This is a genomic window from Sorangium sp. So ce406 (assembly GCF_051474675.1).
GTDB classification, from domain to species: domain Bacteria; phylum Myxococcota_A; class Polyangia; order Polyangiales; family Polyangiaceae; genus Sorangium; species Sorangium cellulosum_G.
In genome coordinates this window covers 1,661,923-1,681,787 of the sequence record NZ_CP150340.1, presented here as the reverse complement: position 1 = coordinate 1,681,787, position 19,865 = coordinate 1,661,923, and the positions used below count along the sequence as shown (strand labels likewise).

Annotated in this window: 17 protein-coding genes; 11 read left to right on the top strand and 6 right to left on the bottom strand. The window is 74.1% G+C overall.

The genetic code is table 11. The annotated features are described in order from the left end of the window. The first annotated feature begins 58 nt into the window (after positions 1 to 58). The 7 genes from WME96_RS06170 (at position 59) to WME96_RS06140 (ending at position 5,761) form a co-directional block, all read left to right on the top strand. A complete protein-coding gene (locus tag WME96_RS06170; RefSeq protein WP_437289237.1) occupies positions 59 to 634 on the top strand; it encodes a CDP-alcohol phosphatidyltransferase family protein in 576 nt (191 codons plus the stop codon). Between the two features lie 200 nt (positions 635 to 834). After that, positions 835 to 1,683: a DUF4349 domain-containing protein gene (locus WME96_RS06165; protein ID WP_437289236.1), complete on the top strand. Its 849-nt coding sequence runs from the start codon at positions 835 to 837 to the stop codon at positions 1,681 to 1,683. A 14-nt stretch (positions 1,684 to 1,697) separates the two neighbouring features. Next, the gene (locus WME96_RS06160; RefSeq protein WP_437289235.1) at positions 1,698 to 2,180 is read left to right on the top strand and encodes a serine/threonine protein kinase; all 483 of its coding nucleotides are present in this window, start codon (positions 1,698 to 1,700) and stop codon (positions 2,178 to 2,180) included. 101 nt (positions 2,181 to 2,281) lie between these two features. Then, on the top strand, positions 2,282 to 3,082 hold the full coding sequence (locus tag WME96_RS06155) for a hypothetical protein (RefSeq protein ID WP_437289234.1): 801 nt from the start codon (positions 2,282 to 2,284) through the stop codon (positions 3,080 to 3,082). Continuing rightward, positions 3,079 to 4,413, top strand: coding sequence for a hypothetical protein (locus tag WME96_RS06150; protein WP_437289233.1), 1,335 nt, complete (start codon positions 3,079 to 3,081; stop codon positions 4,411 to 4,413). The genes WME96_RS06155 and WME96_RS06150 overlap by 4 nt, the downstream gene beginning before the upstream one ends. Before the next feature lie 53 nt (positions 4,414 to 4,466). Then, a complete protein-coding gene (locus WME96_RS06145) occupies positions 4,467 to 5,348 on the top strand; it encodes a hypothetical protein (protein ID WP_437289232.1) in 882 nt (293 codons plus the stop codon). Between the two features lie 122 nt (positions 5,349 to 5,470). Beyond that, complete coding sequence (locus tag WME96_RS06140) at positions 5,471 to 5,761, top strand: NifU family protein (protein WP_433934047.1); 291 nt, start codon at positions 5,471 to 5,473, stop codon at positions 5,759 to 5,761. 60 nt (positions 5,762 to 5,821) lie between these two features. Here WME96_RS06140 and WME96_RS06135 read toward each other — a convergent pair whose 3' ends face one another. Then, entirely contained in the window at positions 5,822 to 6,661 is an 840-nt protein-coding gene (locus WME96_RS06135) for a hypothetical protein (RefSeq protein WP_437289231.1), read from the bottom strand. 391 nt (positions 6,662 to 7,052) lie between these two features. On the opposite strand from WME96_RS06135, the gene WME96_RS06130 reads away from it, so the two are divergent. The 3 genes from WME96_RS06130 to WME96_RS06120 all read left to right on the top strand — a co-directional run bounded on the left by WME96_RS06130 (position 7,053) and on the right by WME96_RS06120 (position 10,109). Then, positions 7,053 to 7,601 (top strand): cobalamin ABC transporter substrate-binding protein, encoded by a 549-nt coding sequence (locus WME96_RS06130; protein ID WP_437289230.1) that lies wholly within the window; start codon positions 7,053 to 7,055, stop codon positions 7,599 to 7,601. Then, positions 7,598 to 8,416 (top strand): type I methionyl aminopeptidase, encoded by an 819-nt coding sequence (gene map, locus WME96_RS06125; protein WP_437289229.1) that lies wholly within the window; start codon positions 7,598 to 7,600, stop codon positions 8,414 to 8,416. The genes WME96_RS06130 and map overlap by 4 nt, the downstream gene beginning before the upstream one ends. A 160-nt stretch (positions 8,417 to 8,576) precedes the next feature. Beyond that, positions 8,577 to 10,109, top strand: coding sequence for an FAD-dependent thymidylate synthase (locus WME96_RS06120; RefSeq protein ID WP_437289228.1), 1,533 nt, complete (start codon positions 8,577 to 8,579; stop codon positions 10,107 to 10,109). A 155-nt stretch (positions 10,110 to 10,264) separates the two neighbouring features. Here WME96_RS06120 and recN read toward each other — a convergent pair whose 3' ends face one another. The 3 genes from recN to WME96_RS06105 form a co-directional block, all read right to left on the bottom strand. Next, entirely contained in the window at positions 10,265 to 11,962 is a 1,698-nt protein-coding gene (recN, locus tag WME96_RS06115) for a DNA repair protein RecN (RefSeq protein WP_437289227.1), read from the bottom strand. 34 nt (positions 11,963 to 11,996) lie between these two features. Next, positions 11,997 to 14,579, bottom strand: coding sequence for a hypothetical protein (locus WME96_RS06110; protein ID WP_437289226.1), 2,583 nt, complete (start codon positions 14,577 to 14,579; stop codon positions 11,997 to 11,999). A gap of 237 nt (positions 14,580 to 14,816) precedes the next feature. After that, a complete protein-coding gene (locus WME96_RS06105) occupies positions 14,817 to 15,608 on the bottom strand; it encodes a hypothetical protein (RefSeq protein ID WP_437289225.1) in 792 nt (263 codons plus the stop codon). Between the two features lie 197 nt (positions 15,609 to 15,805). Between WME96_RS06105 and WME96_RS06100 the strand changes: the two genes are divergently transcribed. After that, a complete protein-coding gene (locus WME96_RS06100; protein WP_437289224.1) occupies positions 15,806 to 17,053 on the top strand; it encodes a DUF3829 domain-containing protein in 1,248 nt (415 codons plus the stop codon). A 118-nt stretch (positions 17,054 to 17,171) separates the two neighbouring features. Here the strand turns inward: WME96_RS06100 and WME96_RS06095 are convergent, their stop codons facing one another. After that, the gene (locus tag WME96_RS06095) at positions 17,172 to 18,854 is read right to left on the bottom strand and encodes a glycogen synthase (RefSeq protein ID WP_437289223.1); all 1,683 of its coding nucleotides are present in this window, start codon (positions 18,852 to 18,854) and stop codon (positions 17,172 to 17,174) included. Positions 18,855 to 18,880: 26 nt separating this feature from the next. Next, positions 18,881 to 19,801, bottom strand: a complete 921-nt coding sequence (locus WME96_RS06090) for a shikimate kinase (RefSeq protein WP_437289222.1) — start codon at positions 19,799 to 19,801, stop codon at positions 18,881 to 18,883. Positions 19,802 to 19,865: the final 64 nt, after the last annotated feature.

The following is a 19,865-nucleotide window of genomic DNA, read 5'->3' as shown; positions in this document are numbered from 1 at the left end:
CGTGGACCAGGACCATCCGGCTTTCGCGGCGCACCTGCGACGCATGGGACTCCTCGCAATGCCGACCCTGTCTGCACGCGATCTCGCGCTCCCGCCGAACCTGATGAGCCTGGCCCGGCTGCCGCTCGCGGCGCTGTTCCCGTTCGTGGCCACGCGCCCCGGCCCCGCCCTCGCCGTCCTCTGCTGCGCCGGGATCACCGACGTGCTGGACGGCTGGCTGGCCCGCCGCTCCGGTCAGGTGACCCGCATGGGCGCGATCGTCGACCCGATCGCCGACAAGGTGTTCGCGCTGGCGGTGGTCGGCACGCTCCTCCGGAACGGCGTGCTCCCGCTCTGGGGCATCCCGGCGCTGCTCGCCCGCGAGATCCTCGAGCTGCCGCTCGCGCTCTGGATCGCGCTGAGCCGCCGCTTCCGCGGCGCGCGCCTCTCGACGGCGAGCGCGAACATCCCGGGCAAGCTCGCCACGACGGTGCAGTTCGCGGCGGTCCTCACCGCGATCGCGCTGCCCGCGGCGCTGCCCCCGATGCTCGCCGCCGCGGCGGGCGCGGGCGCGGCGGCCGGCGTCTCGTACTGGGCGCGCCAGCTCCGGCGCGCGCCGGGACCGGCGAAGATCCCGCCCGGGGCCGGCGCCTAGGCCGGCGCTCGCCCGGGGCGGGTCGCCTGCGCCCTGGTGTAAGGTCGAGCGAGGCAGCGCGTTCTGCGCCTGTCACCGGCTCCACGCTCCGAGGAACCATGCGAAGAACGCTGCCCTCCTGGGCTCTCCTTGCCTTGCTCGCAGGCGCATCTGCCTGCGCATCCAGCCGCTCCACAGCGAGCGACGCCGCGAGCGCGCCGATGGCGATGGTCGCGCCGCAGGCCGTGGCCACAGGGATGCCGACGCAGGATCCGACGACGGGCATGCCCCCGGGCGACGCGTTCGAAGAGTCGTCGTCGGTCGACCTCGAGAGGACGGTGGCCACCGCGGAGTTCGCCAAGGCCGCGCCGACGCCCGCGGCGACGCCCGCGCCACCGCCTCCGGGCCCCACCGCGCAGGCAGCGGGGCCGGCCAGGCCGGCGCCGACAGGCCCGGCCCAGCAGCCCGCGACGACGCCGACCGGCGCTGCCCCGCAGGGCGCGGCGCAGACCGCCGCCGCGGTGAGCGCGTCGCCCGCGCCGCTCCTCATTTACACGGCGCACATCGCGATGGCGGTGTTCGAGGTGGGCGCGTCGCTCGGCAAGGTCGAGGCGCTCGCGCAGGAGCTCGGCGGCTTCCTCGCCCGCCGCGACGATCGGACGATCACGATCCGCGTCCCCGCCGCGCGGTTCGACGAGGCGCTGAAGCGCCTCGAGGGGCTCGGCGACATGCTCCAGCGCAACGTGGTCGCGGAGGACGTCACCGAGGAGTTCCTCGACCTCGGGGTCCGCATCCGCAACGCGAGGGCCGTGCGCGATCGGCTGGAGAAGCTGCTCGACAAGGCGGTGAAGGTCGAGGAGTCGATCCAGCTCGAGCGCGAGCTCGCGCGCGTCGCCGGCGAGCTCGAGCGCCTCGAGGGGCGCCTCAAGTACCTGCGCGACCGGGTCGCGTTCTCGACCCTCACCGTCTCCTTCCAGCCGCGCTCGACGGAGACGATCACGCCGTCGGGCCCGCGGCTCCCGATCGACTGGCTCAACGAGCTCGGCCTCTCGCGGCTCCTCAACCTGTGACCTGGGCGCTTCCGATGATGAACTCCCTTCGCCACGCCTTCGTCCTCGCCGCCGCGCTCGCCGGCGCGGCGGCGCTGCCCGGCTGCGGCCGGCCCTTCGTGCCCGCGACCCCGCCGGGCTTCGTCGACCTCGGGGATCGCTACGGCGACGACGAGTACCGCGCGACCACCGCCGAGGGGGTGGTGCTCGGGATCCGCGCCTTCGAGAACGAGCCGGAGGGCGACCTCGCCTTCTGGTCGCGCGTGATCGAGAAGCGGCTGCGGGAAGGCGGCGGCTACGCGCTGCTCGGCAAGACCGACGTGAAGAGCCGGAACGGCCTGCCGGGCGTCCAGCTGCGCTTCGGGCACGACGAGGGGAAGGAGGCGCACCTTTATTACCTCACCGTCTTCGTCAACGAAGATCGGGTCTTCCTCCACGAGGCGGGCGGCAGGAAGGAGCTGGTCGAGCGGAACCAGCAGCAGATCGACTGGGCCGTGCGCAACTTCCTGCCCGAGTGACGCGCGCCTGGGCGCGCGCCGCGCCGGCGGCTGCCGCGCAGCGCGCGGGGCGGAAGACCGCCGCGCTTGCTCGCGGAAGCCCTGTTTGCTACCTGGCGGACGTGCGTTCCCGCCCCATGCTCCGCGACGCGCGGCGACGCCGGTCGGCCCACGCGATGCTCCTCGCCCTGGCGGCGTCGCTCGGCAGCGGCGGCGCCCTGGCGCACGGCGAGGGAGAGCGGCCGCTCGCGACGGTGCCCGCGCCGCCGCCGGGCGACGGCGCGAAGGCGATGCAGATCCTCCGCGAGGTCGAGGCGCGCGCCGCGCAGACGCCCGCGCCGGGAGAGGGCGAGAAGAGCGCCGCCGGCGACAAGGCCGCCGCGGCTGACAGGAGCGCCGGCGACGGGACGCCGGCGAGGAGCGCCGCCAAGGTCGTGGCCGAGCCGGTGGCGCAGGCGAAGCAGGCGCTCCAGCGCGCGCACGGCGCGCGGGCGGCGGGCGACCCGGCGAACGCGCGGCGGCTCGACGTGCTGGCCCTCGAGTGGGCGGAGACGGCGAGGACGCTGCAGCGCGCCGCCGCGGCGGAGGCAGCTGCGGTGGAGGCGGCCAGGCGGGCGCGCGAGGTCGAGACGAAGCTGGAGCGGGCGCGCGCGCTGCTGGAAGAGACGCAGGCGCGGCGGGGCCGCGCCGCGGCGGAGCTGGAGCGGCTCGAAGCCGAGGCGCGCGAGGCGACCAGGGCGGCGAGCAGCGTGGAGGCGCAGCGGATCGAGGCCGGCAAGAAGGCGGCTTCCAGGGGGGCGGCACCGGGGAAGACCGGGGCAGGACAGGCGCGCGTCGCGCAACCGCCCGCGCAGGGCGCCGGGGTGAAGGGCGCCGGGAGCGCCGGCAAGGCGGCTCCGGCGGGCAAGGAGGGCACGCCGTGAGCGCGCGCCGCCTCGCGTCTGTCGGCGCCCTCGGGGCGCTGCTCGCCGCGTGCGCGCCGATCCCGCGGCCCGCGGTGCTCGACGAGCTCGATCACGTCCGCGCCGGGGCGGCCGCGGCGGAGTCGAAGCGGCTCGCGCCGGGCGCGTTCGCCCGGGCGGAGAAGCTCCGCGGCGAGGCGATCGCCGCGCACGAGCGAAAGGATCAGGCCGGGGCGCAGATCCTCGGCGAGCAGGCCGTCGCCGCGCACGCGCTCGCGCACGCGCTCGCGCGGGTGGCCCGGGCCGAGGCGGCCGAGACCGAGGCGAAGGCGCAGAGCTCGACCGGCGAGGCGTCCCTCGCGGGCCTCGAGGCCGAGCAGGCGCGCGTCGCGGCCGAGCTCGACGCGCTCGACATGCGGATCAAGGTCGCGCGCGACGCGCAGCCCGTGGTCCCCTCGGGCAAGGCCGACCCGGATCGCGAGAAGGCCCGCCTCGCCGCGGCGCGCTCGCTCGCGCTCCAGGCCCGCCTGCTGTGCGGCGCGGCGCGCCTCCTGATCGCCCCGACCCGACCCGCGGGAGCGCCGGCGGACAACGCGGTGCCCGCCAGCGCGCAGCCCGGCAACGCCCAGCCGACCAGCGCGCAGCCCGGCAACGCCCAGCCGACCAGCGCGCAGCCCGGCAACGCCCAGCCGACCAGCGCGCAGCCCGGCAACGCCCAGCCGACCAGCGCGCAGCTCGGCAACGCCGCGCTCGTGGCGCAGCTCGACGAGGCGACCGCCGCGATCGGGAAGCTCGACGCGGATCTCGCGGAGACGGTCGGCTCCGGCCGCGCCATCCCGGCGCCGATCGATCAGGCTTCCCGCGCGCGGGCGGGCTGCCTCGCTGCGCTGACCGCGGCGCGCCGCGCCGCCACGCCGGTGACCCGCGCGCCCGGCGTCGGCGACGCCCTCCTCGCGGAGCTCTCTGCCGCGGGCACGTGGTCGCCCGCCCGCGACGACCGCGGCATCGTGGTCACGCTCCGCGGTCTGTTCGCCGGCAACGCCCTCACCAAGGCCGGCGAGGCGCGCCTCCGCGAGCTCGCGCGGGTCGCCGCGGCGCACCCCTCGTTCCCCGTCGCCGTGGTCGTGCACACGGACAGGGACGTCAGCTCCAGGGAAGAGCCCGCGTGGGCGGCGCGGGCCGACGCCGTCGTCCGCGCCCTCGGCCCCGCGCACGCCGAGGGCCCTCCCGCCGTCCAGCCGATCGCGCCGTTCCTCGCCGGAGCCGCGGCCCCGGTCGTCGACCCGGGCGGCAGCGAGCGCGCCCGCAACGCCCGGGTCGAGATCGTGTTTGTAACCCCCGAAACCCTTTGAGGAGCGATGGTCCCGGTCGATGGAACTCCGCTCCCCTTGGAGAGTCGTTCTCGATGATGCGCTCTTCAACCCTCGCTCGAAGCGAAAGCAAGCCGCTCGTGCTCGCCTGCGCCCTGGCCGCCTCCCTCGCGGGCGCGTGCGAGGAGGACGGCAAGACGTCGCAGAAGCACGCGGCGGAGCTCTGCGCCAGGCTCGCGCCCGTCATCGCGGAGGACGTCGGCCAGGTGCGGACGGGCCTGCCGGCGGGCTCGCAGAAGCTCGCGTCGCTGGTGGACACCGACCCGGGCGCGAACCTGCTCGGGCTCCAGCGGGCGATCGCCGGCGCGCGCGCCTCGGTGAAGGAGCTCGAGTTCGCGAAGAGCACCTTCTTCTCGTTCGCCGACCCGAGCGGCACGGTGCTGCGCAGCGAGGCCGATCCGGACATGCTCGCCAACAGGTCCGTCCTGGCCTCGTTCCCTGAGCTCAGGAAGGTGCTCGAGCCGAGCAGCGGCGTCGTCGAGGCGTTCGGCGAGATGCAGGAGATGCGCGGCGTGCGGAACGGGCCGGATCTCCAGTGGGTCGCGGCGCACCCGGTCCGGGCGGGCGGCGGTGAGCTCAAGGGCCTCTTCGTCACGGGCTGGTCGTTCCGCGCCTACGCGTACCGGCTGCAGGAGGCGGCCAAGCGCGACATCGCCGACATCGCCAAGCGCGACGGGCTGAAGTCGACCCCGCTGCTCTACGTCTTCGCGTGGAAGGGCGGGAAGGCCTACGGCGGGCCGGTGACGCCCGATGTCAACACCGAGGCGCTCGAGAAGCTGGACCTGCCGGCGAAGACCGCCTCGGGTCCGTGGAGCGGCACGGTCGAGATCGCCGGTCGCACCTTCGGCGCCGCCGCGCAGCGCACGCCGGAGCTCGCGGCGGACGCGGGCGTCGCCGCGCTCGTGTCGACGCTCTGAGCGCGAGCGCCGGGCCGGCGCGTGGGCGCGTGTGCGCGAGCGCCGGGCGCGCCCCGCGGTCCTGGCAGCGAGCGGCGGCTGGGCGATCGCCCGATCGAGCGAGGCCGTGCTAGGCTGCGGCGATGGCTCGCGCTGCCGAGCTCACCCCCATGCCGGCTTCCATCGATCAGCTTCTCAAGGTCTGCCGCGAGGTCATCGCGCCGCTCATCCGAGCCGACGGCGGTGAGCTCTACATCGTGGCCGTCGAGCCCGATCACCTGACGCTCCACCTGGCCGGCGCATGCTCGGGCTGCCCAGGGGCGATGCTCACCGCGCGCGCGGTGATCGAGCCGGCGGTGCTCGCGGTCGCGCCGTCGGCGCGCGTCGTGGTCACCAACGGCATGCGCGTTCCCGACGGCGCATCGCTCGTATGAGGAGCGACTGAGGGAGGGCGAGCCGCCCGAGGGGCGGCTCGGCGGGCCGGTGCTGGCGGGCTACTTCTTCTTGCCGGCCTGCTCGGGCGGGGGAGCGGGGGGCGCCTCGTCCTTGCGGATGGCGGAGGCGACCGAGGGGTCGATGGCGTTCGCGTCGGCGGCCTTGTTGGGGCGGAGCGACTCGAGGCTGCTCAGCGTCACGAGATCCTCGTAGGCGAAGGCGATCTCGGTATCGCCCCGCTCGATCGCGCGGAAGTGCGTGGCCGCGTCCTTCCAGTCGACCTCGCTGCCGTAGCGGCCCTTGTCCGGGTCGGGCGGCGTCACGCGGCCAGGCAACCCGAACGCGGTCGCGAGCTTGGTGACGGCGGACGTGTAGTCCTTGCCGCGCGGGCTTTTCTCGCCGAGCGCGTGCTCGTCGATGATCTTCCAGAGCTTGTCCTGGATGAAGAAGAAGTACCGCTTCCCGCCCTCGCGGGACAGCGTCATCATCGATTCCTTGTTGAGGTAGGTGTACTCGCCCTTCAGCGGCGTCGCGTCGATGCCGGTCGGCAGCTTGCCGAAGTCGATGCGGCTGCGGCGGAACGCGCTCTTCTCCTCGGCGAGCTCGGCGTCGAGCGCCCTCATCTTCACGCCGGGCGAGGTCGCCTTGTAACGCGGCACGTAGGCCTCATCGAGCATCTTGTCGATGACCGCCGCGACCTGCTTGGTGCTCATCCCCCACTGGATGCCTGGAGGGGTCAGCGCGATCGTCTTCTTCGTCGTCGGCGGCTCGGCGGGCCGCGCGGGAGCCGCAGCGGCCTTCCCCCCCTTCGGCTGGGCAGCTACCACGGCCGTGCTCGTGATCGCCGCAAGGCCCAGCCCCACGGCCAACCCCGCTCCCAGGAGCCTCTTCGCTTTCATGTTCTTCCTCCAGGCCGGCGCAGGCCCTGTCCCTGCGCGCTCTGCAATCGGAAAAGTTAGGACGCCCCGCCCGGCAAGCCCGGGAACGCTAGCACCAGCGGTAGGACAGGAGAATAGGATCCCCGCACCGACCGGGGTCGACCTCACGTCGGGCCGTTGGACGATCGCTCGGCCGGATCGATGGAACGCGGCGCGGAAGGGGCCTCGCCGCGTGAGACGCGAGAGGGGGATGAGAGGGGGCGAGCTGCGACGAGATGGGACAAATCGGCTTCGACAGCGCATGTCACCGATGTGGGTCAGGTCCTGACAGGACCGGGCCGACGTGCTACGAGCTCCGGTCCCAGGAATGATTTCCGCCGCCGGTGTTGCTCCTTTGCGCCTCGCGCTCGCCGTGCTGGCGACGGTTGGCCCCGCCGGCGGCTGCGTCGCCGATCAGGAGCGCCCCGCGACGTCCGTCGATGCGCTCTCCGGCCTGCCGACCTGGAAGGGGCACGCGCCCGAGGTCTTCGACGACAACATCGAGCCCGCCGCCGTGGGCTTCTCGCTCGAGGGCCCCTCGCCGAGGTCCGACCGGTTCCTCCGGGAGCGGGCGCAGACCGCGGACGTCGTCGCGCGGGTCCGCGTCAGCACGGTGACGGTCGACTCGATCGGCGAGCAGAGCACCTACCACCTCGGGGTCCGCGTCATCGACGCGCCGCTGGCCACGCCCCGGGTGGCGGACCGGGCGTTCGAGCTCCACATCCGCCCGACGAGCCGCGCCTTCGGCATCGCGAAGGCGGTTGACGCGCGGCTCCGGGGGCTCACCTTCATCGCCTTCATCCGACGCTTTGCCGGCGAGGCAGGCGAGCCGGAGTTCCACTGGCACCTTTCACCTGATACAGCGGAGGTCACCGCGGCCGTCAGGGAGGCCGTCGTCCTCGGGGAGCTGTCATCGCCGTGAGCAACGTGAGCATCAAGACGGTCAAGGAAGTCGACGCCCTCCGCGTCGCCTCGCAGATGGCGGCGGAGACGCTCCTCGGCGTCGGCGAGATGATCCGCGCCGGCATCACCACCGAGGACATCAACACCTTCGTCCACGAGGACACCCTCCGCCGCGGCGGCTACCCCGCGCCGCTGAACTACCACGGGTTCCCGAAGAGCGTGTGCACCTCGATCAACGAGGTGGTGTGCCACGGGATCCCGTGCGACCGCGTCCTCGAGCCGGGCGACATCATCAACGTGGACGTCACCACGATCTTCAACGGCTTCTACGGGGACACGTCCGCGACGTTCTACATCGGCAAGCCGTCGCCGGAGGCGAAGCACGTGACCGAGGTGTCGCGGCGCAGCCTGCAGCTCGGCATCGCCCAGGTCCGGGACGGGGCGCGCCTCGGCGACATCGGCGCCGCGATCCAGGAGTTCGCCGAGGCCGAGGGCTGCTCGGTGGTGCGCGCCTTCGTCGGCCACGGCATCGGGCGGCGCTTCCACGAGGCGCCGCAGGTCTCGCACGTGGGCAAGTACGGCAGCGGCGCCCGGCTCCGCGCCGGCATGTGCTTCACGATCGAGCCGATGATCAACCTCGGCACCTACGAGGTCGAGATCCAGGAAGACAAGTGGACCGCGCTGACGGCCGATCGCTCGCTGTCGGCGCAGTTCGAGCACACCATCGTCGTCACGAAGAGCGGCTGCGAGGTGCTGACGCGGCGGAGCAGGCCGCTCGCGAACAGCGAGATCTTCGCCGATCCGTTCGCCGTCTCCGCGGCACGAGCGCTCTGAGGCGGAGCGCGCCGCGCGTCAGAGCGCCCGCGCCGGGCGAGCGCGGCGCGCGGCGCGCGCGACGGCCGACCCCGGCCAGCGGGGGCGCGGTGACCGGAGACGGCGATCGGAAACGGAGTTTTGTCGACCGATCGGCGCAGGATTAGGGGTAGAAGCAGCCATGGCCTTGGACGAAACGTCGCGTGCCAGAATCGCGCCGTATGTGTCGAGCCTGACGGCCGACGTCTTCTCGCTGTCGGGTCTGCCCGAGGAGGTCATCGCCGTCCTGTTCGCGTACTACTCGCGCAGCCGCGATGACCTGCGCACCAACCTGGCGCGCCTGCTCGGCGACGAGGAGCTCGACGTCGCCCCGGAGGCCGACGATCGGCCGCAGCGCGGGCTCGCGTTCGCGTCGGACAAGGCGCGGAGCTTCCACGAGAAGTGGGTCGTCGGCTACGGCCACGCCTCGGTCGCGGAGCACGCCGTGGTGCACCTCGCGATCGAGAACGTGAGCATCGTCGCGTCGAAGGTGATCGAGGATCTGCGGCTCGGCTCCTACACGGAGAAGAGCACGCGCTACGTCGTGTTCGATCAGCACGCGTTCGTGGACCTGCCGGAGCTCGAGGGCGAGCACGCCGCGAGGTACCGGGCCGCGTGCGAGCGGCTCTTCGCGGCGTACCTCGACCTGGTCCCGAAGGTGACCGAGCGGCTGAGCGCGCGCGAGCCGAAGCCCGAGAAGATGTCGGACGGCGCCTACAAGGGGGCGCTGCGCGCGCAGGCATGCGATCTGCTGCGCGGCCTCCTGCCGGCGGGGACGCGGACGAACATCGGCCTGACCGCGAACGCGCGGGCGCTCGAGATCCTGCTCACCAAGATGCTGTCGCACCCGCTCGAGGAGGTGCGCAGGGTCGCCCGCGAGATGCACGCGGCGGCGCTCGCCGTGACCCCGACGCTGGTCAAGTACGCCGCGCCGAACGAGCTCCGGAAGGAGCTGCAGGCGACGGTCGCCGCGGCGATGAAGCGGGTCTACACGCCGCCGGAAGAGGGCGTGAGCGCGACGATGGTGATCAACCAGCCCGTCCGGCTGGTGCGCTACGACAAGGACGCCCTGGAGCGCGTCGCGCTGGCGCTGGCGTACGAGGGCAGCGACCCGGGCGTGCACGCCTACAACCTGGGCGACGCTCTCCGCCGCGCGACCCTGCCGGAGCTCATCGCCATCGCGCAGGCGGCGTGCGCGAAGCGCGGGCCGTATGACGCCCCGCCGCGCGCGTTCGAGGCGTCGACGATGACCTTCGAGCTGATGCTCGACTACGGCGCGTACCGCGATCTGCAGCGCCACCGGATGCTGACGCCCGCGACGCAGCGGCTCACCTGCCGGCTCGGCTTCGAGACGCCGCAGGCGCTCTCGGAGCTCGGCCACGCCGAGGCCTACCAGGACGCGATGCTCGCCGCGCGCGACGCCTGGCACGCCCTGGAGGAGCGCTACCCCCTCGAGGCGCAGTACGCGGTGCCGCTCGGCTTCCGCGTGAGGACGCTCTGGACGCTGAACCTGCGCGAGCTCTTCCACGTGATCGAGCTCCGCTCGGCGAAGCAGGGGCACACCAGCTACCGGCGCATCGCCCAGGGGCTCTACCGCACCGCGATCACGGTGCACCCGTGGCTCAAGGACATGATCCGCGTCGATCTGAACGACTACGCGCTCGCCCGCAGCTGATCCGCGCCGGCGCCGCCTCTAGACCGCCGCCGAGCGGCGGTCACCCGCACAGGAGACGGGTCCAGATCGGCGTCTTCGGCGCGCAAGCGCACTCCAGTGCGCTGAGCACCGAAGGCGCCGAGATGGGCCCGTATCCGAAGCGGGTGACCGCCGCTCTAGAGGCGGGCCGCCTCGATGAGCTCCGTCGCGGCTTTGAGCGATGCGCCGGTGACCTTCGCGCCCGACAGCATGCGCGCCACCTCGGCGATGCGGTCCTTCTTGTCGACGCGCGCGACCGAGCTCTTGGCGATGCCGCCCGCGTTCTCCTTGGCGACTACGAAGTGCGCGTCGGCGAACGCGGCGATGGGCGCCAGGTGCGTGATGCAGAGCACCTGGTGGTGGCGCGCCACGTCGCCGATCGCGCGCCCGATCTTGTCGGCGACGGCGCCGCCGACGCCGCTGTCGACCTCGTCGAAGACATAGAGCCCGGCCGGCCCGCACTCGGCGAGCACGCGCTTCAGGGCGAGCAGGGCGCGCGACAGCTCGCCGCCCGAGGCGATGCGGCGCAAGGGGCGAGGCTCGATGCCCTTGTTGGGCGAGATGAGGAACTCGACGCGGTCGATGCCGTCCTGGCCGAGGCGAGCGCCGTCGACGACCAGCTCGGCGCGGTCGCCGCCGTGCGGCGCGACGTCCACGACGACGCGCGCGCCGCCCATGCCGAGCTCGGCGAGCTCCCCGGAGATCGCGGCGCCGAGCTTCTCGCCGGCCTTGCGCCGCTTCACCGAGAGCTTGCGGGCGCGCTCGGCGGCGACGGCGAGCAGGGCGTCGCGCCGCCGCTCGAGGTCCGCGACGTGGCTCTCGACGCCCGCGAGCTGCTCGAGCTCACCGGCGAGGCGCGCGCGCGTGGCGAGCACGTCCTCGATCGTGGGGCCGTGCTGCCGGAGCAGGCCCTCGAGGCGGTACATGCGATCCTCGATCTCGGAGAGGCGATCCGGATCGGCCTCGGCGCGCTCGGCGTAGCGGGCGATCTGGCGGGCCGCCTCGCTGAGCTCCGTCCAGCAGGCGTCGACCGCGCGGGCGACAGGGTCGAGGGCGGGGTCGATCTCCGCGGCGGCCTGGAGCTCGGAGGCGAGGCGCGCGAGCTCGTCGCACATCGCGTCGTCGCCCTGGTCGAGGCGGGAGGCCGCGCGCCGCGTGATGTCGTGCAGGCGGCCCGCGTGGCGGAGCCGGTTGCGCTCGGCCGCGAGATCGGCGAGCTCGCCGGGGCGCGGCGACAGCGCGTCGATGGCCTGGAGCTGGAAGGCGAGGAACGCCTCGCGCTCGCCGCGGCCGCGCTCGAGCTCGCGGGCGGCCCTGAGCTGCGCGCTGAGCGCCTCGAGCTCGGCGACGTCCGCCGCGAGCTCGCTGCGCGCCGGCACGAGGCGGCCGAAGCGATCGAGGTAGCCGAGGTGCGTCGACGGATCGGTGAGCGCGACGCTCTCGTGCTGCGAGGCGACGTCGGCGAGCTCCGGGGCGAGCGCCTGGAGCTCGCCCGCGGTGCAGAGGCGGCCGTTCAGGTAGGCGCGCGAGCGGCCCGTCGCCTGGACGACGCGGCGGACCACGAGCTCGCCGCCGCTCGCGATGCCCGCGGCGTCGAGCATCGCCATCGCGCGATCGGAGCTGCGCACGTCGAACAGCGCCTCGATCTCGGCCTCGTCGGCGCCGGGGCGGATCTGCTCCGCGCTCGCGCGGCCGCCGAGGACCAGCGAGAGCGCGCCGACGACGATGGACTTGCCCGCGCCCGTCTCGCCGGTGAGCACGTTGAAGCCAGGCTCGAGCCGGAGCTCGAGGGCATCCATCAGAATGAAGTTCTTGACCCGAAGCGCTACCAGCACAGCGGCGGGAGGATAGGAAGCTTTCGGCCCGTCGTCAGCGGATCTTCACCTGCTTCATGACGGTGACCGGAATTCCTTCGAAGGGCGGCACCGAGATATTTCGGAACGCATTCGCAATGCATGCGGCCGTGGCCGTGCCCACGAGGTCGCCCCCTTCCACGCGCGACGACATCACCTTGCCCGAGGTCGCGAAGGTGACGGCCACGCGGGCTGTGCCGGTGAGGCCCTCGCCGGTGCACCCGGCGGCGGCCGCCGCCGCGGACGCGAGGGCGCTCGAGGCCGCGTTCGGGTCGAAGCGGGCCGGGGCGTCCCGCGCCGGGAGGAGCGGCTCGGGCGGCGGCTGCTTTCCCGCAGGTTTCGCGCGATCGGGAGCGCTCGGCGCCGCGGCCAGGGCCGGCTTCTCGGCAGCCTGAGGCTTCTCGCTCGCCTGCGGGGCGGCGGTCGCCGGGGGCGCGGCGCTCGGCGACCGCGCGGCGGTCGCCGAGGCGGCGGGCGCCGGGGCGGCGGGCGCCGGCGGCGCGGCCGGCTCGGGTGCGGCGCTCGGCGGCGGCGCGGGCGGCTCGGGCGCGGCGGCGAGGGCGGTCCCTGCCGACTCGGGCGGCGGCGCGGCGCTCGGCTCGGGCGCGGACGGCGCCTGCTCCGCGAGGGCGGAGGCGGCGGCCGGCGGGGCCGCGACCGGCTCGTCGTCGAGCGACGGCTCCCGGTCGGCGATCGGCGCTCCCTGAGCAGGGGGGGCGGGCGACGGCGGCGCCTGGTCCGGCGGCGGCGCGGCGAGCGCACCGGCGCTGTCGGCGGGCGCGGCCTGGGCCGCCGCGGCGCTGGACGATCGGCCCCGGGCCTGCGCGAAGTAGAGCGCGGCGCCGAACACGACGAAGACAACGACCACCCAGCCGGTGATCGCGAGGTACTGGCGCGACGCCGGCGTCGAGAGGGCGCGCAGCCCGTCGGACACGAGGGAGCCGGCCGTGATCGAGGTGCGCACCGGCGTCTCTTGCCCGGAACCGGAAGCAGACGCGGCGTCCTCCTCCGCGACCTCGTCCGCGGCCGGGAGGTCGGGATCGAAGGACTGCGCCGGAAACGAAGGGGACGAGCTGCGCGCCGCGGCAGCCCCCTCGAAGAGCCCGCCGCTGATGCTCAGGATCTCCTCGTCGGCCCGGTGCTCGTTGCGGCGCTCCCCGTCCTCCGCGCCGGGCGGCGGCGCCATGCTGCGCAGGTCGATCAGGCCGGAGTCCTCCTTCCGGCCGGCGCGCCCTCGGGCGTCGGGCTGGCTGAAGATGTCGGGCTGGCTGATGCGGTCGCCCCCCGCGCGGGAGGCCACCCTGGCGGCGCTGCTCGCGCGCGTCGGCGCCTCGCCCGAGGGCCGCTCGTCGTTGTTCCCAGGCTCGCGAGGCCCCCCGGCGGCGCCCCTCGCCTCCGCGGCCCTCGGCCTCGCGCGCTCGCGCCGCGACGCTTCCGTGGCAGGGAGCGGGGGCGGACCCGGGAACGGCGGCGGGCCCGGCAAGGGCGGCGGGCCCGGGGATGGCGGCGGGGTGAGCGATCCCAGCAGGGCGAGGTCCGCCGGAGAGGAGTCGGCGGGCTGCGTGGCGCCGGACCGGGCGCGCCGCGCGGACGGCAGGGGCTGCGGGGCGAGCGCCGCCATCGCCTGGACGTCCTGGAGGCGGAGCTCGGGCGACGAGCGGTGAGACGACGGCCGGCCCTCGTCGATGGAGAGCGGCGCCGGCGGGAGCTCGGACAGCGGCGCCGGCGGCATCTCCGAGGGCGGCGCGATGGGCCGGGAGGAGCCGCTCGCGCGCGGGGCGGCCGTGGACCGCGGCCGCGCCGTGGGCGTGCGGTGCTCGCGGCGCGCCGGCGGCCGCACCGGGACCGGCGCGGGCGCGCCCGAGCGAAGCCTGGGCGCGGCCTCCGGCGCCGACGCGGGGCGGCTCGCGCGATCGTCCTCGGGGGCGTCCGACCCGAACGAGAGCGACGGCGGCTCGACGCCGGGAGAGAGCATCTGCGCGAGGTCCTGGATCGAGACGGGATCGGAGTCGGCCGGGGGGAGCGCGGACGGGCTCCGGCCGCTCGTGGGCGGCGCCGAGCCGCCGCGCCGCGCGTCATCCCAGGAGGCGCCCGCGAAGGTGCGCGACCGCATCAGGATCTCGCGCCGCCCCAGCCCGCCGTCCGGCGTCACCACCGCGTGCTCGAGCGAGGCCTCCGCCGCGACGTCGAGCGCGTCCAGCGAGGGCGCCCGCTCGCCGGATCCCGGCTCGTCGCCCAGGTCCTGCTGCGCGATCCGCTCCGCGAGCGTGAGCCCCCGCGCGCGCCCGGCCGGGCCCGACCCCGCGCGCCGCCCCGGGCCGCCGGCGGGCTCCGTCCTGCGCTGGATGCCCGCGCCCGGGAGCGTCGACTCGGCGTCCAGGAGGTCGCCGGACAGCCCGTGGTCCGGCTCCAGCGCGCGCACAGACGAGGGTCGCGAGCGCTCCGGCTCGCTCGACGGCTCCCGCCGGTCGCGTCCGCTCGCCGAGCTCGGGACGCCCGAGGGCGAAGGGCGCGAGTCGGTGCCCCCTGCCCTGTCGGACGCCGCCTGCTTGCTCTTCGCGCGGCAGGACTTGCAGACAAACGGCAGAGACGGACGCATCTCGCGTCCCACGCCGATTTCCACGTAAGCCCTGCAGAGAGAGCAGGCGAGTTGCACGTTGAGAAGAGAATCGCGCAGCTCGTCAGGACGCGCAATCTTTCTCGCTGGCGACCAGGGCGGCCGCCCTCAAGGGAGGCCCGACCGCGCCGTTCGGCCGACGTTTCCGGCCGATGTTCCAGCCGAGCTCCGGCCGGTCCTCCGCCGCGCTTCCGCCCTGCGTGGAGCGCGTGGCGGCGATCACAGCCCGAGGGGCGCGGGCGGGCGCACCCAGCGCTGCTCCAGCCACGCCAGCGAGACCGGCGCGCTCCGCAGCGCCGCGTCGACGGCGCGCACGGCCGGATCGGGGGCGGGCGGGGACCCGGGGGTGCGGGTCGACAGGATCCAGTTCGACAGCTCGTAGTGGTGCAGGAGCGGCGCGAAGCGGTGCGCGTCGAACCCGGCGAGGATCTCGGCCGCGCGGCTCAGGCGATCGCAGGGCAGGAGCGCCGTGGTCACGTCGAAGAGCAGGGCGCGGAGGTCCTCGAAGGCGCGCTCGGGATCGGCGGCGACGCTCTCCAGGAGCGCCTCGAAGCCCGCGTCGGAGAGCCCGGCCGCCTCGGCGGCCTCGGCCATCGCGGGGACCTGCGTGGCCAGGAAATCGGCGTTCGGCGCGTGCCCAAGGAGCCGCCCCACGAGGTACAGGTCGAACGCGCTCGCGATCGCCTCGGCGAGCAGGAGCGCTTCCGCGCTGGGCGGAGCGCCGGCGCCCGCGGACGTGAGGGCGCGGTGGGCGAGGTGGTGCCACGCGACGTGCGCGACGACGTCCGCGGCGATGTGCTCGCCGGGGATCAAATCGCCTTGCTCGCTCTGGCTCCAGAACGTCAGGTTCAGGAAGACGACCCGATCCCAGCTCGCCTCGACCTCGGGCACGCGGAAGCGATACCCGTCGCGCCGCAGCGCCTGCTTGAGATCGTCGTAGAGCGCGACGTGCCGGAACGAGCGCTCGTCGTCGATGGTCAGCTCATCGAGGGTCAGGCTTCTCAGCTTCACGCCGCGGACCTTAGACCCTGATCGTTTCATCAGCCACAGCGGACGCCTGGAAGAACCCGGCGACCCGGGGTGTTTGGGGCTGGAGCCGGGGTTTTCCCGACCAGGCCCGCAAGTTCCCGCCAATGGCCGGTGTTGCAAGCGCCGCCGGCTTAGGCATGATGCGCCCCGTTCCTGCGCCAGCCGAGGAGGCACTCCGAATGATTTCCGTCAGGTCTCTCTGTTCCATCGCGCTCGTGCTCGTCGCCAGCGGTGCCGCCGGCTGCAAGGAGGACCCGCCTCCTCCGCAGCCGGAGCCGGCAAGCTCCGCGGCGGCGAACAAGGGCAAGGCGAACCTGCGGACGCCCGTGTCGCCGATCGCGAAGGTCGACCCGCAGTCGATGAAGGAGTACCGCGTCGACGCCTGCTACTTCGGGACGCTCTCGCTGAGGCAGGCGCGCGACGCGTACCTCGCGAGCCTCGGCAAGGACGAGCCGAGCGAGAAGAAGATCCCGAGCTTCGGCATCGAGGATCAGGCGAAGCCCGGGGACCCCAAGAGCCTGCTCCCCGCGAAGCCGCTCACGCCCACGACCGGCGCCGCCGCGCCGAAGACGACCGCCCTGCCGCCCGGCGCCGCCGCGCCGAAGGCGGCCGCCGCCGCGCCCGGCAGCAGCGCCGCCGCCGGCGCCAAGGGCGCGCCCGGCAAGCCCGACGAGCGCCGGCCGATCAACATCGGCGCGCGCGCCCCGTACGAGCGCAACGCGCGCGCCTGCACCGTCGCCCTCAGCCTGAAGGAGCCGGCCATGCCGGACGTCGACGCGGCGCTCTCCGAGTACGCGCCGTTCGCGAGCGAGCTCGCGAAGAACATCGCCACGGCGGCGAACTACTACCAGCGCGAGGAGTACAAGAAGGACAGCTTCGCCAAGGGCAAGGAGCTCCACGCGAAGCTGCTCGCCGACTTCGAGAAGCTCGACGCGCACTCCGACAAGCTCGGCCTCGCGGTGTCCGCGTGGCACGCGTCGCACCTGCCCGACCTCTCGAAGGCGGACGAGGGCCAGAAGGCCGCGATCACCGCCCTCGAGGACGCGCGCGCGCTCATGGTGATGCTCGCCAGCAAGAACGTCGATCCCGCGGCGGTGAAGACGGCGGTCCAGAAGCTGGAGACGTCCGCGGCGGCGCTCAAGGCCCACGGCTCGACGAACCAGACCGACCCGTGGTCCAAGATCATGGTGCCCGCGTTCGACAACTTCCTCCGCGACATGAAGGCGGCGGAGCCCAAGCTGACGGACAAGGGGATCAGCTCCCCCTCCCTGTTCTTGCCGGTCGTCACGGGCTTCGTGTCGCTGATCGAGGGCAAGCACCGGGCGCTCTCCCGCTCGCTCATGGCGAAGGCCCAGGCGGAGAAGGCCCAGACCGCCGGGACCGCGCAGCCGGCCGCGCCGGTCGCGCCCGCTCCGGAGAAGGAGTGACGCGCCCGGGGCGGCGCTCCCGGCAGGGAGGCGCCGCCCGCGCGCGCTGATCGCGGCGCGCGTCCCTGCGGGGGGCGCGCCGAGCACGCCGCGCCTCCTCCGGGAGGCGCGGGCGCGATCAGATCTGGCGGCCGGTCCGGCGGGAGATGGCGAGGCGGTAGAGCGCCTCGTACTGGCGCGCCGCGTGCGACCAGCCGAAGTTCTTCTTCATCGCCCGGAGCTGCATCGTCCGGAAGTAGGCCGGGTCGGCGCGGTAGAGGTGCACCGCCCAGGCGACGGTGTTCCCGAGCGCCATGGACGACATCTCCTCGAACTTGAAGCCGGTGACGTTGTTCTCGACGGTGTCGTCGAGGCCGCCGACGGCGCGCACGACCGGCAGCGTGCCGTACCGCTGGCTGTAGAGCTGGTTCAGCCCGCAGGGCTCGTAGCGCGACGGCATCAGGAAGAGGTCCGCGCCCGCCTCGATGCGGTGGGCGAGCCCCTCGTTCATGCCGACGTAGACGCGGAAGCGGTCGCTCGAGCCGGAGATCCGCGAGAAGAGCTCCTCGGCCCAGCGCTCGCCGGAGCCCAGGATGACGAGCTGGACGTCGAGCGAGAGGATGTGGTCGAGGGCGCCCGCGAGGATGTCGATCCCCTTCTGGGTCGCCAGGCGGCTGATGAGCCCGAGGAGCGGGACGTCGGGGCGCTCCTCGAGGCCCATCTCGCGCTGGAGCGCCGCCTTGCAGAGGCGCTTGCCGCTCAGGTCCTCGGCGGAGAACGTCGCGGCGATGTGGGGATCGGTCGCGGGGTTCCAGATGGAGTCGTCGATGCCGTTGAGGATCCCGATCACGTCGCTGCCGCGGTCCCGGAGCACGCCGTCGAGGCCCTCTCCCCCTTCCCACGTCTGGATCTCCTGCGCGTACCGGGGCGAGACCGTGGAGACGAGCGTGGCGTTGTAGATGCCGGCCTTGAGCAGGTTGATGCTGTCGTGCGCCTCCAGGCAGAACCTGTGGAACTGGTCCCAGCCGAGCCCCGTCGTGGAGAGCTGGAACTTGTTGAACCAGCCCTGGTAGCCGAGGTTGTGGATCGTCAGCACGGTCGCGGCGCGCGCGAGCGGCGACCGGTGCTCGAGGACGTTGATGTAGAGCGGCACGAGGGCCGACTGCCAGTCGTGGACGTGGACGACGTCCGGCCAGAAGCCGAGCGCGTGGCAGAGCTGCAGCGCGCCGCGCGAGAGCAGCGCGTAGCGGGCGAGGTTGTCGCCGAACTCGCCGTGCGCGTCGCCGTAGATGCCGTCGCGGTCGTAGAGCACGTCGTGCTCGAGCAGGTACACGCGGGGCGCGGGCGCGCCGGGGGTCGCGGGATCGATGAACGTCTCCCAGATGCCGGTCCACGCCTCGCCGTTGGCGAGCGGCACGCCGAGCGGCGCCGGCAGGCGGTGGGGCGTGAAGATCTCGGCCGGCGTCGCGCCGTCTCCGCCCTGCGCCGCGACGATGGAGGGCGCGGCGTCCGTGGGCGCGGCGTCCGTGGGCGTGGCGGCGGCCAGCGCGGCGTCGGCCGGGTCGATCGCCGGGGCGCCGGCTTCGGCCGCGGCGACGGCGGGCGCGGCGACGGTCTGGCTGCCGCCGAGCTTCCGCTCGGCGGCCTCGATCTGGCGGGCGAGGTAACGCTTGGCGACCCGGTAGGCCGGCATGACGATGCGCACGTCGTGGCCGGCTGCGGCGAGCGCGATCGGCAGCGCGCCGGCAACGTCGGCGAGGCCGCCCGTCTTGCTGAAGGGGACGCATTCGGACACCACGAAGAGAATTTTCAGGCGCGGCATGGACATGGGAGGGGGCGCGCCCCGGATCACGGCGAGCGCGTCGCGTTCCTTCTACCAGCTTCACGGGCGATCTTGACCACGCGATCGACAGAGCGGTCGAGACCGAGCGCCGACGTGTCGACCACGAAGTCGGCCTGCTCATAGAGCGCGCGCCGGGCCAGGAAGAGCGCCCTGAGCTCCTTCATGGCGTCGGCCCGGTTGGCCATGGGGCGAGCGTCCCCCTGCTCGACCACGCGCCGCCAGTGGTCCTCGGGCTTCGCCCGCAGCCACACCGTCACGGCGCAGCGCCTCAGCCGCTCGAAGGTCGCCGGATCGGTCACGAGGCCGCCGCCCGTGGCGACGATCCCGTGGGCGCGCGCGTCGGCGAGCCGCGCGAGCTCCTCGCGCTCCAGCCGCCGGTAGTACGCGTTGCCGTGGATCTCGAACACGGCCGCGAGGCTCATGCCCGCGCGCGAGGCGACGAGGCCGTCGAGCTCGAGGAAGGGCACGCCGAGCCGGGCCGCGGCGCGGCCGCCGATCGTGGTCTTGCCCGCCCCGCGCAGGCCGAGCAGCGCGACGAGGGCGCCGCCTGACCCGCCCTCCGCCTCGCCGGGAGCCAGGCCGCGCGACGCCTCGTCGCCGACGAGCTCGCCTGCCGAGAGCAGCGCGGCGGCCGAGGTGCCCAGGGCGCGGCCGATGTCCTCCAGCCGCACCACGGACACGTTCGCCCGGCCGCTCTCGAGCAGCACAAGGAAGCGCTCGCTGACCCCGGCGAGCTCGGCGAGCTCGCGCAAGGTGAGCGCGAGCTCCTGGCGCCGCTGCCGGAGCCGCCCGGCGAGGTGCTCGAGGATCGGCGGCGCGCCGCGCTCGACGTCCGCGACGTCCTCTGCCTCGGGCGCTCGCCCTGCGCGCGCTCCGCGCGCGGCCTGTCCACGCGTTGTCTGGCGTTTTGGCTCGCGCGGCGGCATCTGGCACTGCACTATATTTCATGAAGCATGATTCAACAAGCACTATAGTGCTTGACGAAGGCGC

Bases quoted from the DNA above. Each gene is read 5' to 3' on its own strand.
- WME96_RS06170 (WP_437289237.1), top strand. From the start codon at position 59: ATGCCGACCCTGTCTGCACGCGATCTCGCGCTCCCGCCGAACCTGATG.
- WME96_RS06165 (WP_437289236.1), top strand. From the start codon at position 835: ATGGCGATGGTCGCGCCGCAGGCCGTGGCCACAGGGATGCCGACGCAG.
- WME96_RS06160 (WP_437289235.1), top strand. From the start codon at position 1,698: ATGATGAACTCCCTTCGCCACGCCTTCGTCCTCGCCGCCGCGCTCGCC.
- WME96_RS06145 (WP_437289232.1), top strand. From the start codon at position 4,467: ATGATGCGCTCTTCAACCCTCGCTCGAAGCGAAAGCAAGCCGCTCGTG.
- WME96_RS06140 (WP_433934047.1), top strand. From the start codon at position 5,471: ATGGCTCGCGCTGCCGAGCTCACCCCCATGCCGGCTTCCATCGATCAG.
- WME96_RS06135 (WP_437289231.1), bottom strand. From the start codon at position 6,661: ATGAAAGCGAAGAGGCTCCTGGGAGCGGGGTTGGCCGTGGGGCTGGGC.
- WME96_RS06120 (WP_437289228.1), top strand. From the start codon at position 8,577: ATGGCCTTGGACGAAACGTCGCGTGCCAGAATCGCGCCGTATGTGTCG.
- WME96_RS06110 (WP_437289226.1), bottom strand. From the start codon at position 14,579: ATGCGTCCGTCTCTGCCGTTTGTCTGCAAGTCCTGCCGCGCGAAGAGC.
- WME96_RS06100 (WP_437289224.1), top strand. From the start codon at position 15,806: ATGATTTCCGTCAGGTCTCTCTGTTCCATCGCGCTCGTGCTCGTCGCC.
- WME96_RS06095 (WP_437289223.1), bottom strand. From the start codon at position 18,854: ATGCCGCGCCTGAAAATTCTCTTCGTGGTGTCCGAATGCGTCCCCTTC.
- WME96_RS06090 (WP_437289222.1), bottom strand. From the start codon at position 19,801: ATGCCGCCGCGCGAGCCAAAACGCCAGACAACGCGTGGACAGGCCGCG.